Source organism: Hyalangium sp., from assembly GCF_035629615.1.
Taxonomy (GTDB): Bacteria; Myxococcota; Myxococcia; order Myxococcales; family Myxococcaceae; genus Hyalangium.
This window is the reverse complement of sequence record NZ_DASPHO010000392.1, coordinates 64,595-80,172: the sequence shown is the minus strand read 5'-3', so window position 1 is coordinate 80,172 and position 15,578 is coordinate 64,595. Positions and strand designations below refer to the sequence as shown.

General features: G+C 69.4%; 13 protein-coding genes. 9 read left to right on the top strand and 4 right to left on the bottom strand.

The window, feature by feature from the left end:
* A partial coding sequence (locus VD972_RS20335) for a diacylglycerol kinase (RefSeq protein WP_324989467.1) occupies nucleotides 1-461 on the top strand: 461 nt, incomplete at its 5' end.
* Nucleotides 462-528: 67 nt separating this feature from the next.
* On the opposite strand, the gene VD972_RS20330 is transcribed toward VD972_RS20335, so the two are convergent.
* A complete protein-coding gene (locus VD972_RS20330; RefSeq protein ID WP_324989465.1) occupies nucleotides 529-735 on the bottom strand; it encodes a hypothetical protein in 207 nt (68 codons plus the stop codon).
* Nucleotides 736-1,044: 309 nt separating this feature from the next.
* On the opposite strand from VD972_RS20330, the gene VD972_RS20325 reads away from it, so the two are divergent.
* From VD972_RS20325 to VD972_RS20305, 5 genes are all read left to right on the top strand, one after another.
* On the top strand, nucleotides 1,045-2,640 hold the full coding sequence (locus VD972_RS20325; RefSeq protein ID WP_324989463.1) for an NAD(P)/FAD-dependent oxidoreductase: 1,596 nt from the start codon (nucleotides 1,045-1,047) through the stop codon (nucleotides 2,638-2,640).
* A 63-nt stretch (nucleotides 2,641-2,703) separates the two neighbouring features.
* Nucleotides 2,704-3,063 carry a hypothetical protein gene (locus VD972_RS20320; protein WP_324989462.1) on the top strand — a complete coding sequence of 120 codons (360 nt, stop codon included), beginning with the start codon at nucleotides 2,704-2,706 and terminating at the stop codon, nucleotides 3,061-3,063.
* 128 nt (nucleotides 3,064-3,191) lie between these two features.
* Entirely contained in the window at nucleotides 3,192-4,331 is a 1,140-nt protein-coding gene (locus VD972_RS20315; RefSeq protein WP_324989460.1) for a class I SAM-dependent rRNA methyltransferase, read from the top strand.
* 46 nt (nucleotides 4,332-4,377) lie between these two features.
* Nucleotides 4,378-5,958: a 3'-5' exoribonuclease YhaM family protein gene (locus VD972_RS20310; RefSeq protein ID WP_324989458.1), complete on the top strand. Its 1,581-nt coding sequence runs from the start codon at nucleotides 4,378-4,380 to the stop codon at nucleotides 5,956-5,958.
* A 2-nt stretch (nucleotides 5,959-5,960) separates the two neighbouring features.
* The gene (locus VD972_RS20305) at nucleotides 5,961-7,925 is read left to right on the top strand and encodes an HD domain-containing phosphohydrolase (protein ID WP_324989456.1); all 1,965 of its coding nucleotides are present in this window, start codon (nucleotides 5,961-5,963) and stop codon (nucleotides 7,923-7,925) included.
* Here the strand turns inward: VD972_RS20305 and VD972_RS20300 are convergent, their stop codons facing one another.
* From VD972_RS20300 to metG, 3 genes are read right to left on the bottom strand one after another with little or no spacing between them, the layout of a single operon-like run.
* Nucleotides 7,926-8,702 (bottom strand): TatD family hydrolase, encoded by a 777-nt coding sequence (locus VD972_RS20300; protein WP_324989454.1) that lies wholly within the window; start codon nucleotides 8,700-8,702, stop codon nucleotides 7,926-7,928.
* Nucleotides 8,699-9,670: a HEAT repeat domain-containing protein gene (locus tag VD972_RS20295; protein ID WP_324989452.1), complete on the bottom strand. Its 972-nt coding sequence runs from the start codon at nucleotides 9,668-9,670 to the stop codon at nucleotides 8,699-8,701. Before VD972_RS20295 ends, VD972_RS20300 begins: the two co-directional genes overlap by 4 nt.
* A 5-nt stretch (nucleotides 9,671-9,675) precedes the next feature.
* On the bottom strand, nucleotides 9,676-11,787 hold the full coding sequence (gene metG, locus VD972_RS20290) for a methionine--tRNA ligase (RefSeq protein WP_324989451.1): 2,112 nt from the start codon (nucleotides 11,785-11,787) through the stop codon (nucleotides 9,676-9,678).
* 110 nt (nucleotides 11,788-11,897) lie between these two features.
* On the opposite strand from metG, the gene VD972_RS20285 reads away from it, so the two are divergent.
* From VD972_RS20285 to VD972_RS20275, 3 genes are all read left to right on the top strand, one after another.
* Nucleotides 11,898-12,695 (top strand): NRDE family protein, encoded by a 798-nt coding sequence (locus VD972_RS20285; RefSeq protein WP_324989449.1) that lies wholly within the window; start codon nucleotides 11,898-11,900, stop codon nucleotides 12,693-12,695.
* Nucleotides 12,696-12,933: 238 nt separating this feature from the next.
* The gene (locus tag VD972_RS20280) at nucleotides 12,934-13,323 is read left to right on the top strand and encodes a response regulator (RefSeq protein ID WP_324989448.1); all 390 of its coding nucleotides are present in this window, start codon (nucleotides 12,934-12,936) and stop codon (nucleotides 13,321-13,323) included.
* A 99-nt stretch (nucleotides 13,324-13,422) separates the two neighbouring features.
* Nucleotides 13,423-15,561 (top strand): HEAT repeat domain-containing protein, encoded by a 2,139-nt coding sequence (locus tag VD972_RS20275; protein ID WP_324989446.1) that lies wholly within the window; start codon nucleotides 13,423-13,425, stop codon nucleotides 15,559-15,561.
* Nucleotides 15,562-15,578 lie beyond the last annotated feature (17 nt).

Here is a 15,578-nt window from a genome sequence, read left to right as displayed (position 1 = left end):
TCTTCGCCGAGATCCTCAACAGCGCCCTCGAGCACCTGGTGGATCTCGCCGTCCAGCAGTTCGACGAGAAGGCCCGGCTGGCCAAGGACGCGGCCGCCGCGGGCGTCATGGTGCTGGCGCTGGGCACCGTCGTCATCTTCGCCGCGCTCCTCGTCCACAACTGGAGCGTCGTGCTCAACAGCGGCCCGCAGATCGCCCGGCAGGTGACGCTCGGGCTGCCGCTCACCGCCTGCATCACGCTGCTCGTGCTGCCTCGCCCCCGCCCCGCCTGGGTGGACGTGGGCGCCTTCGCGGCCGGCGCCGTGCTCCTGGGGCTGCAGGCCACTCGCACCGCCAGCTCCGTCTTCACCGCGCTCACCGTCGGACTGCTCGTCGTGGCGGGAGCCGCAGCGCGCACCCGGCGGCGGGAGCTTCTCGGGCAAAAAAAAACCGGCTCTTCGCCGGTCAACCACCAGACCTAGGGGCGTGAGCCCCGGAACCCGTCCGGAACTCGCTCGCCCACTAGGGTTGCGTCCTCAGTCTAGGCAGTCAGACCCGCGGCTGCCACCCAGGGGCAGACTCCGTCGTCACCTGGGCGACATCTGCCGGCTTCTCACCTTGCTTCAGCTCCTCGGTCACCAGATCGAGCAGCTCCGTGGCGATGCCGATGATCTGGTGCGGCGTGTAGCCACTCGAGCGCAGCTGAGCGAAGAAGGTGCGCGCCAGAATCCGGGGGCCCTTTTGGTCGGTGCTCAAGGAGGTATCTCCAAAAAATGGGGGGGACTGCGACAACTCGCGTGCTACAGGGTTCAATCCCCATGCCAGCGGGCGGGCGTGGGCCGGATTCCTCATGATCTGCGGTGGGTTAAGAGAGACCGTGGGCTCTGCCGAGCTCCCAGGGACTGCGAAGCAGGCTTCGCACCCCCCTCGGGCTCCCTGCGATTGCGGCCTCAGGGTGCATAACAGGGTACACACCCAACCCATGGGGAGGCCCGTGTTTTCAAGGGCTTGCATTCCGTCCCAGGGATAAAAATACGCGTCCCAGAGCAGGGAGAGAGAGCGCACATGGCGTACCGCGTCAACAACATTGGGCTGTGGCTGGATGAGCCAGAGGAGCTGCTCGGCGAGCGAGCGGCCGAGAAGCTGGGCGTCACCAAGGCCGATCTCGCCTCGGTGCGCGTGGTGCGCTCGGTGCTGGATGCCCGGAAGAAGGGCAGCCCTCGCTACATCTATACGCTCGAGGTGGCGCTGGCTCCGGGCCGGAAGCCCGGGAAGCTGCCCCCGGATGTGGGCGAGGCCCCTCCGCCTCCCGAGACGCCTCCCCGCGTGAAGGAGCCGGAGCGCTGGCCGCTCATCATCGGCACGGGCCCCGCGGGCCTCTTCTGCGCGCTGGGGCTGCTGGAGCGGGGGGTGCGCAGCATCCTGCTGGAGCGTGGCCGCGAGGTGGTGACGCGCCGCAAGGACGTCGCGAAGCTCATGCGGGACGGCTCGCTGGACTCGGAGAGCAACATGAACTTCGGCGAGGGCGGCGCCGGGGCCTACACGGACGGCAAGCTCTCCACGCGCATCAACCACCCCATGGTGCGCAAGGTCATCGAGACGTTCGCGCAGTACGGCGCGCCGGATCACATCCTCGTGGAGGGCAAGCCGCACATCGGCTCGGATCTGCTGCCGGGCGCGGTGGCGCGCATCCGGGACATGCTGATCGCCGGCGGCTGCCAGGTGCTCTTCGAGCACAAGGTGGACGATCTGCTCTACCGCGATGGGCGGGTGGCGGGCGTGAAGCTGGTGGACGGGCGCACGCTGGAGAGCGATCGGGTGGTGCTGGCGCCGGGCAACTCGGCGCGCGAGCTCTATGAGCGCTTCGCCGCGGACGGGCACGTGAGCATCGAGGCCAAGCCCTTCGCCATCGGCTTCCGGGCGGAGCACCCGCAGGGGCTCATCAACAGCATCCAGTATGGCAGCGCGGCGAAGAACCCGCGGCTGCCCCCGGCGGACTACAAGCTCGCGGAGAACCTCGAGGTGGAGGGCGAGGTGCGCGGCATCTACTCGTTCTGCATGTGCCCTGGCGGCATCGTCGTGCCCACGCCCACCGAGGACGGCATGCAATGCACCAACGGCATGAGCAACTCGCGTCGCAACGCGAAGTACGCGAACGCTGGCATCGTCGTCACCGTGTCCGTGCAGGACTTCGAGCGCGAGGGCTTCCGGGGCTCGCTTGCGGGGCTCGAGTTCCAGCGCCACTGGGAGAAGAAGGCCTATGAGCTGGGCGGAGGCCGCTTCTTCGCTCCGGCGCAGACGATCCCCGACTACCTCGCCGGGCGCTTGAAGAAGGAGCCGGGCGGCACCAGCTACCGGCCCGGCCTCGTCCACGCGGATCTCAACCGCCTGTTCCCCGAGCGCCTCACCCAGTCCATCAAGCAGGCCCTGCGCGGCTTCGAGCGGAAGATGCGCGGCTTCCTCAGTGAGGAGGGCAAGCTGATCGGCATCGAGAGCCGCACCAGCTCGCCAGTGCGAATCACCCGCGGGGACGATCTCCAGTCTGTGTCACTTCGTGGGCTCTACCCCGCCGGGGAGGGTTGCGGTTACGCGGGAGGTATCGTCTCCTCGGCCATTGATGGACTGCGCATCGCTGAGCAGATTGCCGGGGAGCTGACCTAGGAGACGGCCGGGCAGCAAGCTTGGCCGCCTGCTGGGGCGTCGCCCTGAAGAAGTGAGGAGCCCATGCGTTACCGCGTACGCACCCCCGAGGGAGAGCTGGACTTCGAGAGCATCCTGCACGTGGAGCAGGCCTACATCGCGGGGCTCGTGGATCCCGAGGACGAGCTCCTCGAGGAGGGCGGCACCCTCTGGCGCAAGGCCGCGAGCATCCCTTCCCTGGCCCGGGCCCGACGCCCCAACACCCCCGGCACCTTCGGCCGCGCGCAGGGCCTCACCATCCTCGCCGCGGTGGTGCTCGGCGTGATCTCCTTCGCTCTGCTCACCCGGGGCTCGCTCGTGCTGGGGCTCGTGCTGGCGATGGTGGTCGTCTCCGTGCTGACCCGGGTGACGTACAAGGCCTTCCGGCGCCCGGCGCCTCGCTGAGCTCCCTCCCCTGCTCTCCAGCGCGGCGTCCCAGCGACTGCCGACAGCGGCCACGCGGGCCCCCATGTTCTCCCCAGCAGGGCCTCCGGGCCCGAATCCGCGGCTCGCGGAGAAAGGGAGGACACCTCGTGCTCAACACCTATCTGTCCCGAGAAGCCGCCCAGAAGCTCCGGCATGGCGCCTTCTGGCTGCGTCGCGAGGACATCCTCTCCATGGATGGCACGCCCGTGGTCGGCGAGCCCGTCCAGCTCCGGGACGAGGACGGACAGGTGCTCGGGCTGGGCGATGTGGACCTCGAGTCCTCCTTCCCCGTGCGGCGCCTGGGGCTCCCCGAGGAGGCCGCGGAGGGGCTCATCCCCCGCCACATCCGCCACGCCCTGGAGCGGCGCGCCCGCCTGGTGGATGACCCGCGCTTCTGTCGACTGGTGAACGATGACGGAGACGGCCTGCCCGGCCTCACGGTGGATCGCTACGACATGCACTTCGTCATCCAGACGCTCACCCGGCCCATGGACGCGCGGATCGAAGAGATCACCCGCGCCATCGTGGAGGTGGCGGGTGCCGGCTCGGTGCTCCTGCGCAACGACTCGCCCCGGCGGCGGACGCTGGGGCTGGCGCCGCAGCGGCCCCACGTGCTGTACGGCAACCCGCCCCGCTGGTGCCGCCTGCTGGAGCTGGGCGCGCGCTTCACCATCGATCTGACTTATGGGCTGAATACGGGCTACCACTACGACCAGCGCGAGCTGCGCCGCTTCATCGCCCGCCTGTCGCGCGACGCGCGGGTGCTGGACCCGTGCTGCAACGTGGGGGGACTCTTCGTCCATGCGGGGCTGCAGGGCGCGCGGCAGATCCTCGCCTTCGACGCGGACCCGGACGCGGCGGACCTGGCACGGGAGAACGCCGAGGCCAACGGGCTGCTCGGCCGGGTGAAGGTGGAGCCCGGAACCACCCTGGCCGTGCTGAAGGCCGTGACGGACACCTTCGACCTGGTGCTGCTCGACACGCGGGACGCGGACTCCCCGGAGAGCTTCATCGAGCTCGTGCGGCTGGCACTCCGGCGCACCCGCCACAGCGGCCGGCTGCTGCTCACGGGCTACCACCCGCCCCTGGCCCTGGGCTCCTTCGAGGAGCTGGTGGCCCAGGCCTGCGAGGCCGAGCAGCGTGTCGCCTTCCGGCTGGCGCGGCTCGGCCTGCCCCCGGACCACCCCTCCCCCGTGAATACACCCGCGGCCGATTATCTCGACGCGGTGGCACTCGAAGTGAATTGAACTCAACCGCGCCCCGGGAGCCCCGGGATGGTAGTGTCGAAACACGATGACGACTGACAACCCGGCTGAGACTCCAGCGCCTGCCACCGAGGGTGGCTCTGTCGAGACCGTGCGCAAGGTGTATGCCAAGGACCTGAAGGAAAAGGACCGCGTCAACACCGTCTTCCGTGTCACGCAGAAGAACAAGGTGACCGCCCGCAGCGGCAAGGTGTTCATTGCCCTCTCGCTCGCCGACAAGAGCGGCGAGGTGGATGCCCGCATCTTCGAGAAGGTGGACGCGCTCGAGCCCACCTTCAACGCAGGGGACCATGTCCTGGTCCAGGGCCATGTCATCAACTTCCACGGCAAGCTGCAGGTCGTGGTCGAGTCCCTCGATCGCCTGGATCCCGGTCCGCTCGATCTCAAGGAATACGAGCCCCCTCCCGCCCCGCCCGCTCCCGCCGAAGCTCCGCCTCAGGAGAAGGCCCAGGAGAAGGCCCAGGACTCAGGCCCCGAGAAGGCCCAGGACCCAGGCCAGGACAAGCCCCAGGAGAAGCGCGACGAGGCCTCGGCGCGTCCGGGCCGTGATGACGGCGCCGGAGCCCGGGCCGTGGGCCTGATTCGCGAGATCATCAGCGAGCGTGTCAACGACCCGCACGTGAAGCAGTTGCTGCAGGCATTCCTGGACGACCCGCAGATCGCCGCGGGCCTGCCGCACGCTCCCGCCGCCAAGGGCATCCACCATGCCTACCGCGGCGGGCTGGCCGAGCACCTGCTGTCGGTGCTGCGGCTGACGCTGCGTGTGGCGGACCACTACCCCATGGCGGACCGGGATCTGCTGCTCGCGGGCGCCCTGCTCCATGACGTGATGAAGGTGGCGGAGATCTCCCCGGAGAAGGGCTTCGACTACACCGACGAGGGCAAGCTCGTCGGCCACCTGGTGATGACCGCGCAGAAGATCCGCGAGAAGACGCTGGCCATCCCAGGCTTCCCGCCCGCGCTCGAGCACCACCTCACCCACCTGGTGCTCGCGCACCACGGCAGGCTGGAGCACGGCTCGCCCAAGCTGCCCATGACGATCGAGGCGTTCATCGTCCACTCGCTGGACGCCCTGGACTCGCGGATCGCCTCGTGGCTGGAGGCCATGGCGCGCGATCCGAACGAGAAGTGGACGGAGACGCTCAAGCTCTACGATCGCCAGCTCTGGAAGGGCCCCGTGCCCACTGTCCGCGGCAAGTCGCCGGTGGAGACGCGCCGCAGGTCGCGCGAAGAGCGCCGCAAGTCCAAGGACAAGGGCGGCGGCGCGCCCCAGGGCGATCAGGCTCCGGCCACCGCCGCCGAGGGCTCCACGCCTCCCGCGCCCCGCAAGGATCGTCCGCCTCGTGAGGATCGCCCCAAGCGTGAGCGTCCTCCCCGCGAGGACCGCCCGCCGCGAGAGGGCCGTCCTCCGCGAGAGGATCGCCCGGCTCGTGAGGATCGCCCGGCTCGTGAGGATCGCCCGGCCCGCCCGCCGCGGGATCCGAGCAGCCTCCCCACGGAGCTGACCTTCAAACCCTTCAGCGCGTTGACCTCGCTGTCGCCGGCTCCCGAGGCTCCGAAGCCCGAGTCGCCCGCGAAGCCCGAGGGTGAAGGCAACACGGAAGGCTGAGCATGTCGAAGCGTCGGCTCGGAGAACGCCTGATCGAGGCCGGCCTCGTGACCGCCGAGGCCGTGGAGAAAGCGCTGGAGCACCAGAAGATCACCGGCCACAAGCTGGGGGACTGTCTCGTGGAGCTCGGGCTGCTCCAAGAGACCGCTCTGCTGCGCTTCCTGGCCGCCGAGTTCAACACCCGCTTCGTGTCTGCGGAGAAGCTGGCCAAGGCGAAGCTCCCCTCGGACGTGCTGGACAAGCTCCCCGTGCGGATGGCCGAGGCGCAGACGGTGCTGCCGCTGGCCTACGATCCGGAGCGCAAGCTGCTGTCCGTCGTCGCCGCCGAGCCGCAGAACAAGTCGTTGCTGGACGAGATCGCCCTCGTCACGGGCGTGTCCGAGGTCTACGCCTACGTGGGCCTGCGCAGCGCGATCGCCGCGGCCATCAAGAAGCACTACTACGGCGATCCCACCGCCTTCACCTCGCTGGAGAGCAGCCACAACCCGCAGATCGCCCGCGCGGACGCGGCCACCATGGCCAACGCCTACGATGCGAGTGGAAGCGGGCCTCGGCAGGCTCCGCACCTCCCGCTGCGCTTCGAGACGGATGCCAGCCTGCGGGCGAAGGCTCCCGGGACGCAGTTCCTCCGCATGTCCACGCAGATGCGCGAGGTGGTGGGTGCCTCGCGCGCGGCCATGGCCGAGAGCGACTTCGTCGAGACGCTCAGCATCCTTGTGGGCCTGCTGGAGCAGGAGCGGCCTCACCACCGCGGGCACTCGGCGCAGCTGGCGCGGCAGGCCAGCATCGTCGGCCGGCGCATGGGCATGGCGCCGCGAGAGCTGACCTCGCTGGCCATCGCCGCCTACCTGCACGATCTGGGCAAGTCCGCAGAGCGCCACCACACGCTGGCCAGCAACGCCGCCAATGCCGACTGGAAGGCGGAGGCCAAGCGCCTGGCCAAGGCGCCCGTGAAGCTCTTCGAGACCGTTCACCTGCCGGCGGCGGTGACCACCATCCTCAGCCAGCTCTACGAGACCTATGACGGCACAGGCGTGCCCCAGGGCACCAAGGGCGAGGACATCAGCCTGGGGGCGCGGATCCTCGCGGCGGTGGACAGCTTCCTGGATCTGACGAAGAACGCGGCCAACGCGCTCGGCAAGGTCTTCCCCAAGGCCCAGGCGCTGGATCACCTGCGGAAGAACGCGGGCGTCCTCTACGATCCGGTGGTGGCGGACATCGTCGGGCAGGTGCAGAGCGGCGAGCTGCTGCGCCACCGCATCTCGCAGGACGGGCGCCAGGTGCTCATCGCCGAGTCCGACGAGGCCATGCGCACGGACATGCTGGAGTCGGTGCTGCGGCAGGGGCTGGTGGTGCACGCCTTCTCCACGCTGGATGGCGCGCTGGACGCGCTGGCGCAGCGGGAGTGCGACGAGCTGGTGGTGAGCCTGCGCTTTGGCATCCAGGACGTGATGGCCCTGCTGCAGTACGCGCGCGGCATGCCGGAGTGCGGCGGGCTGCCCATCCTCGTGTTGGGGGAGCCGGACGCGTCGACACGAGACCGCCTGCTGATGATGGGCGCCACGGCGGTGGAGTCTTCTTCGGACACGGACACGGCGGCAAAGCGGGTCCGGGACCTCTACGACGACCGCATTCTGCACAACGGGCCGGCGCGTGTGGTGCAGGGCAGCTACGACGAGCTGCCCCAGCTGGAGCTACTGAAGACGCTGGCCACCGGGAAGAAGTCGGGGCGCTTGCACCTGCGCCACCACTCACTCGAGGGCTACCTGCACCTGGAGCACGGCAAGGTCGTCTTCGCCTCCTATGCCGGGCAGGTGGGCGAGGCCGCGATGCAGGCGCTCCTCAAGATCAAGCAAGCAGACTTCCAGTTCGATCCGGACGCGCTGCTGCTGGAGATGCCCCACCTGGACAAGGATCTGGCGGTGGTGACCAAGGAGCTCACCGCGCGCAAGGCCGCGAGCGCCTAGCTACGTCACTGGGAGCCCGAAGAGGCCCGAGGCGGTGGCGGTGGTGATGGCCGCCAGTTCCTCCAGGGTAACTCCCTTCAGCTCGGCCACCTTGCGTGCCGTCTCCAGCACGTGCGCGGGCTCGTTCTTGCGCCCCCGGTGCGGCACCGGCGCCAGGAAGGGGCTGTCCGTCTCCACCATCAGCCGATCCAACGGCGTGAAGCGCACCGCGTCCTGGAGCGCCTCCGTCTTCTTGTAGGTGACCACGCCGGACAGGGAGATGTGGAACCCGAGATCCAGGTAGCGCCGCGCCGCAGCCGTGTCCCCCGTGAAGCAGTGGATCACGCCCCTGCGAATCCCTTCCTCCTTGAGGATGGCCTCGCAGTCCTCGTGGGCATCCCGCACGTGCACCACCAGGGGCTTGCCCAGCGTCCTCGCCAGCGCACACTGACGGCGGAACACCTGTGCCTGCACCTCCCGGGGCGATCGATCGTAGTAGTAGTCCAGCCCCGCCTCCCCCACTGCGCGCAGCTCCGGCCGGGCGCAGGTCCGCTCCAGCGTGGCGAAGTCCTCCTCGGTGGCCCGCGCGGCCTCGTGCGGGTGGATGCCCAGCGTGGGCGACAGGAAGTCCGGGTGCGCCGCAGCCAGCTCCAGCGCATTGCCCCAGTCCCCAGGCCCCTGGAACTGGCCCACTACCACCGCGTGAACCACCCCCACGGCCCGGGCCCGCTCCATCACGGCGCTCACCTGCTCATAGTCCGCGCGCTCCAGGTGACAGTGTGCGTCGATGAGTCTCATGGCGTCTCCTGCAACAGCTCGGCGAGCTCCTCGCGCGCCTCGGGGGAAGTAAAGGTGGAGACAGCGGCCCGTACCCGCGCCTGGCCCTCGGGCAGCCCCAGCCGCCAGACGCCCTCGGCTGCATCCAGCCGGAAGTCCTCGTGGATGCCGGTGTCCTCCATCAGCGCCAGCAACCATGGCAGCGCTTTGGGATCCCCCAGCCACCCGAGCCCCCGAGCCGCGGCCCCACGGCACGGGTCCTCTGGATCCTCGAGGATGGCGCGCAGCCGCTCCAGGGCGCCCGGGGCCTTCACCTCCCCGCACAGCTCCACGGCGAGCGCCCGATCCACGCTCCACTTCTTCTGCGTGCGCTTCAGGAGGTGCTCCGCCCCCTTGGCCTCTCCCAGCGTCGCGAGCACTCCGGCGGCCTGGGTGCGCTCAAAGTGGGGCAGCAGCCACTTCCCGAAGAGGCGCTGAACCGCAGGCAGCGCGCGCGTGTCTCCCAGCTCCGCCAGCGCGCCCAGCGCCCGGAAGCGCAGGAGATCGTTGTCGAGCGCCCCCACGAGGATCTCCAAGCCAGCGCTGTGCTTCAGGGACGCCATCCCCCGGGCCGCCTCGAAGCGAATCTCGGGGATGGGATCCGCCAACATGGGCGCCAGCGCGCCGCGCAGCTCCGGGAGCGCCAGATCCGCGATCCGTCCCGTGGCCTCCAGGCGCACGCCGATGTGCGGGTCCGACAGCCGCACGGTCAGCACTCCGGGCAGCTCCGCGGGAGGGAGCACCAACGTGGCCAGCCCGAGGCCCGCGCGACGCACCTCGCCCTGCGAGTCCGCGAGCAGCCGAGTGAGCACCTCGGAGAACTCCGCCGCGCGCGAGGGGTCCTCCTCGACGAGATCGATCAGGAGCCCCGCGGCCTGGGTGCGAGCCTCGGGACGCTTCTCCCGCTCCAGTACCAGCAGTGCGCGATCGCGCTCGGCCCGCCAGTCCATGGCACTCACTTCACCGGGGAACCGGGAGGCACATCCCCCGGATCCAGCAGCGACAGGCCCTTCTCACCGGTCTCGGCCGTCAGCAGCATGCCGCGCGACTCGATGCCCTTGAGCTTGCGCGGCTTGAGGTTGGTCACCACCACCACCCGGCGGCCCGTCACCTGCTCCGGCGTGTACGCCAGGGCGATGCCCGACACGATGGTGCGCGGTGCCGCCTCCCCCAGATCCACGGTGAGCTTCAGGAGCTTGTCCGCCCCAGCCACCTTCTCGGCGGCGACGATCTTCCCCGCCTTGAGGGACACCTTGGCGAAGTCGTCGTACTCGATCTCGGCGGGAGGCCCGCCGGCGCCCGCCCCAGCAGAGGCCTGCGTGGTAGGAGCAGGCGCCTCGGCCGGCTTCTTCTCGGCCTTCTCAGCCTTCTTCTCGGCCTTCTTCGGCGCCTCCGGCGCGGGCGGCTGCTCAGGGGACGGCGGAATGAGCGCGTTCACCTTGTCCTCCTCGAGCCGCGGCAGCAGCGGCTCGGGCGTGCCGATGGGGCGGCTGCGATCCAGCAGCGGGTAGCGTGCCTTCTCCAGCGCCTCGAAGGTAAGCGGCGGCGCGCCGAGCTGGACGAAGAGCTTCTCCGTCACCCGGGGGATGACGGGCGTCAGCAGCGCGCCCAGCAGGTACACGATGTCCGCGGCATCCGAGAGGTCCGCGCGCGCGGCCTCGGGATCCGTCTTCACCTTGGCCCATGGGGCCTGCGTCTGGAGGAAGCCATTGGCCGCCTGGGAGATCTCCACGATCGTCTTGATGGCGTTGCGGTACTCCAGCTTCTCGAAGGCCTCACGCACCTCGGGGACGCGGGCCAGGGCGGCCTCCACCAGCGCCTTGCCCTGCCCCTCCTTGCCCGGCGCGAGCCGCTTCTCCAGCGGCCCCGCCAGCATGGACAGCGAGCGGTTGGCCAGGTTGCCCACGTTGTTGACCAGCTCGCCGTTCACCCGCAGGCGGAAGTCCTTGAGGCTCAGATCGAAGTCCTCGGGCCCCGAGCCGAGGCTCGCCGCGTAGAAGTAGCGCAGGTAGCTCGGATCCAGGTTGTTCAGGTACGTGCGCACGGACACCAGCGTGCCGCGCCGCTTGGACATCTTCTCGCCATTCACGGTGAGGTGGCCGTGGACCTTGATCTCGTTGGGGACGTGCAGCTCCGCCACCTGGAGCACCGCGGGCCAGAAGAGCGCGTGGAAGTAGACGATGTCCTTGCCAATGAAGTGGACGATGCGCGACGGGCTGTCCGGGCCCCAGTACTCCAGCGCGCTCTTCGCCTTCCCTGTCTCCTTGGCCCACTTCTCCGTGGTGGCGATGTACCCGATGGGCGCGTCCAGCCACACGTAGAAGTACTTGTCCGTCTCCCCGGGGATGGCGAAGCCGAAGTACGGCCCGTCCCGGCTGATGTCCCAGTCCGCCAGCCCCTTCTCGAAGAAGCCCTGCAGCTGGGCGACCAGCCCCGGGTGGAGAAAGCCCGGCTTCTTCAGCTGCTGCTGCAGGAACTGCTCGTGGCGCGACAGCTTGAAGAACAGGTGCGCCGAGTGCTTGCGGATCGGCGGGGTGCCGCACAGCGAGCACTTCGGATCCAGCAGGTCCGTGGAGCTGTAGGCCTTGCCGCACTTCTCGCACGAGTCGCCGTACTGATCCGGCGCCTTGCAGTTGGGGCACGTGCCCTTGATGAAGCGATCCGGCAGGAAGCGCTTGTCCTTCTCGCAGTACGCCTGCTCGATGTCGCGCCGCTCGATGTCCCCCTTCTCCTTGAGCCGCCCGTAGATCAGCTCGGCGTAGTGGCGATTCTCGGGGGAGTTGGTGGAGTGGAACCAGTCGACGCTGACGCCCAGCTCCTCGAAGTCCCGCTTGTGCAAGTCATAGATGCGGGCGACGAACTCCTCGGGCTTGATGCCGTCCTTCGCCGCGCTCAGCTCGATGGGCGTGCCGTGCGTGTCGTCCGCGCAGAAGTAGACGACGTCCTTGCCGCAGGAGCGCAGGAAGCGAACGTAGATGTCGGTCTGGATGTACTCGACGGCGTGGCCGATGTGGATGGGGCCGTTCGCGTACGGCAGCGCGCTGGTGACGAGGATCTTCTCCGCCATGAACTCTCCTAGAGGGCCGCGGACTGTAGCCGCTCGACTGCCCGGGGTCATCGTTCCAAGTGGGGGGCACCGTGCATGCGAGACGTCCTGGGTGTTATGGACTCGATACGATGTGCACCGTCCTCATCCTTCGCCACGTCCACCCAGAGTGGCCCCTCATCCTCGCCGCCAACCGGGATGAGCTGTTCGAGCGCCCCACCTCCGGCCCCCAGCTGCTCCCGGGCGCTCCGCGCATCCTCGTGCCTGGACTGGACCAGGTCCGCGGCGGGACGTGGATGGGCGTCACCGACACGGGCCTCTTCGTGGGGCTGACCAACCAGCGCGGCTCCATGACCCAGGGCGTGGCCGCCCGCTCGCGGGGCGAGGTGGTGCTGGAGGCCCTGCGAGCCGGGAGCCTGGAGGCGGTCGAGCGATACCTCGACACGTTGGATCCCTCCGCCTTCAACCCCTTCAACCTGCTCTACGGGGACGCCCTCTCGCTCCGAGTCGCCTACGCGCGACCCGCCGCGGGGCGGCTGCTCCGGGAGGACGTGCCCGAGGGCATCCACGTGCTGCCCAACGACATTCTCGACAGCCCGGCGCTCCCCAAGGTGGAGCGGGCCCGGATGCTCGCGGCCGAGCACGCGCAGCGACCCTGGCCTGAGCTGGCCAGCCGGCTCCAGGAGCTCCTCGCCGACCACCACCTGCCCCCGGATCAGCAGCTCCCCGAACCACCGCCTGACGCCCCCTTCTCGCGCGAGCTGGCCCGGCAGCTCCAGGCGCTCTGTATCCACACGCCGGCTTATGGGACGCGCTCCTCGACGCTTCTGGCCCTGGCGCCGGGCCGAGTGGGGCACCTGCTTGCCTCGGAAGCGCCTCCCTGCCACCGTTTGTTCCACGACATATGGAGCCTCCATGCTCCACTGTGAGGGGGACTGTCCCCCTCACGCTGGGGGACATTCCTCTCCAACCCCAGGATGGGTCACAAAAACCCCAGCCAAATTGTCTCCAAGTGGAACAATTCGGGTGATACTGCCCGAACAATCAGGGGAAAGGCCGCGTGAGCCCAAATAGACTCATGAGTCACGGATGACCCTCGATTTTCGCGGGGTTTCCTAGGGAGACACGTTGGCCCATGATTTGCTTGCCACACTTCGGGTCCCTCTCATGGCCAAAATCCTCATCGTCGATGACGAAGTGCAGGTGGCCAGCGCGCTTCGGCGGCTGTTCAGACGGGAGGGGTTTGCCGTGGAGGTGGCCTTCAACGGGGAGGAGGCGCTCCAGAAGCTCATCACCTTTGACCCGGACCTGGTCATTTCTGACTTCCGCATGAAGGGAATGAACGGCGCGGAGCTGCTGGAGAAGGTGTTGCGCGTGGCCCCGCGGGCGGTGCGCATCCTGCTGTCGGGCCATGCGGATCTGTGGAGCAGCTCGCCGACGTCCTCGGCCCAGGCCGTGTCCCACTTCATCAGCAAGCCCTGGGACGACGATCACCTGGTCTCGCGCGTGAGGACGCTGCTGGGCGGCCCGCACGAGCCTTCTGCCTCCAGTCCCTGAGTCTCTCTCGAGGCCCTCTGGAAGCGGGCCCCTGTGTCAGCACGGTGGAGCCAGGAAGCGGGCCGCGATTGGCCCGGGCCCGGGTAGACTCCCCCGCCCATGAATGAAGCCATCCACGAGCTGGGCCAGCAGCTCGAGTCCGATGACCCCTACGAGCGGGAGACGTCCGCGCTGGAGCTGGCGGAGCTCGAGGATCCCGAGGCCGCGCCCTTCCTCGCGCGAGCGCTCACGGACAGGGAGGAGGCCGTCCGCAGGTGGGGCGCCTATGGGCTGGCGAAGCTGTGCCAACCGGAGCACACCGCGGCCCTGCGCCGCGCGCTGGAGAAGGATCCGGACTTGCGGGTGCGCATCCAGGCGGCTGCCGGGTTGACCCGGCTTGGAGAGAAGGGAGCGCTCGAGAAGCTGCCCCAGTACCTGGCAGCCCCTTCCCTGGACGTTCGTCGTGAAGCGGCCGAGGCGCTCTTCGCCCTGCCGGATCGCACCGCACTGCGTCCCCTGCTGAAGCCCCTGCTCACCGGCCGTGATGAGCGCGCCCGCGCCTGGGCCTCGGCGATGCTGCACACCCTGGGAGAGCCCGAGGCGTTCTCGAAGTGGCGCAGCGCCCTGGCGACTCCGGAGGCCCGGCTGGACGCGGTGCTCGCGGCCCCGCTCATGCACGAGGCCCGCGCCGCCCGCGAGCTGCTGAGGCTCATCGTCGAGCTGCCCCCGGAAGAGCTCGAGTCCGCCGAGGAGGAGGAGGTCTCCTTCCCGGAGCTGCTCGGCGAGTCCCTCCAGCTGTCCGGCCTGGACACCCTGCTCGGCGGAGCCGAGGCGGATGATGAGCTGCGGGCGGACCTGTTCGTCCTGCTGGGCCGCCACCAGCACCTCATCCCAGAGCTGGTGGACGACATCGCCGAGCTGCTCTCCCAGCTCACCCCGGAGAAGCTCGGCGGTGAGCTGGCACAGCTCCTGGCCTCGCAGGAGCGCGAGGAGCGCCCGCGGATCTTCGCGGTGCTCGCGCCCTTGTTCCCACAGGCCGCCCTCCCCGCACTGGTGGAGATGAAGGGCGCGGAGCGTGAGGAGGCGCTGCGGGCAGTGGCCCGGGCGGCGAGCGAGGCCGCTGGCGAAGCTCCCCGGCTCGTGAAGCTCGCCGAGACGCTGCGCGCCACGCCCTACGGTCATCACTTCGAGGGGCTGCCCACGAGCCCCCCTTCGCGCAAGTCCCAGCGCCCGAAGGAGGAGGCCTTCTCGGCCGCCAGGACGATCGAGGAGATGCCAGCCATCTCGCTCCCGACCACGGCCACCACCACCCGGGAGATGGAGATGCCCGAGGTGGACGAGCTGAGCAGGACCGCGACGCAGGAGATGCCGCTCCCCGACGTGGACTCCGAAGAGGATTCCGAGGAGGACTCCGAGGAGGAGTGGACCCCCACGGTGCCGCCGGAGGCCGAGGCCGTGGCCCAGCGGGCCCTCGTGCTCGGCGGGGTGCTGCGGCGCCAGGCGCTGGAGGAGCGGCTTGCGCGGGGCAAGGATGCGGCCGCCCAGGAGGAGAGCCTCCAGCTCCAGCAGTGGATGGACGAGGAGGGACTCTTCGCCACCCTGGGCATCACTGGCATGGATCTCTTCGAGGCCGAGCCCGGCAGTTGGACCGAGGAGGATCGGCAGTCCGTGGGCTGGAGCGCCGAGGAGCTGCAGCTCCTGCTCTGGGCCTTGAAGCAAGGGAAGCTGCCACCGTTGGACTCCCGGGTGGAGGCCGCGCCGCTGCTGGAGCGCCTGCCCCTGATGAAGGATCCCCAGCCCTTCCTGGAGTCCGCCGAGATGCGCTACGGCGAGGAGGTAGAGGCGCAGCGCGACCGCTGGGAGGTGCTGCTGGAGTGCGCCCGGTACGAGTCGTTCGCCCGGGGCATCGCGTCCGATCCATCGCTCGGCGAGGGCGATCCGGATCTGGAGCTGGTGCTCGAGTCGGCCGAGGAGGTGGGGTTCGATCGCAAGGGGACTGCCGCGAAGCTCGGGAAGGCCCGAGCCGCGGTAGAGGGGCTTCGCTACTGGTCCCGCCACCTCGTCACCCGGCTCCAGGAGGAAGGGCTGCTGCCCGGCAAGCCCGGCGAGGGGCTGATCTTCCAGGGGAAGCGCCTGCCCGAGCTGGATGACCAGGCGCTGGCGTCACTGCTTGCGCTGGCTCACGGGCGCTTCCAGGCCCTGGAGTGGCTCTCCGCGGGAGATGTCCTCCCCCCTGAGGGAGAGGACGAGGCAGGGTGAGTCCGCGTCCCGGAGCG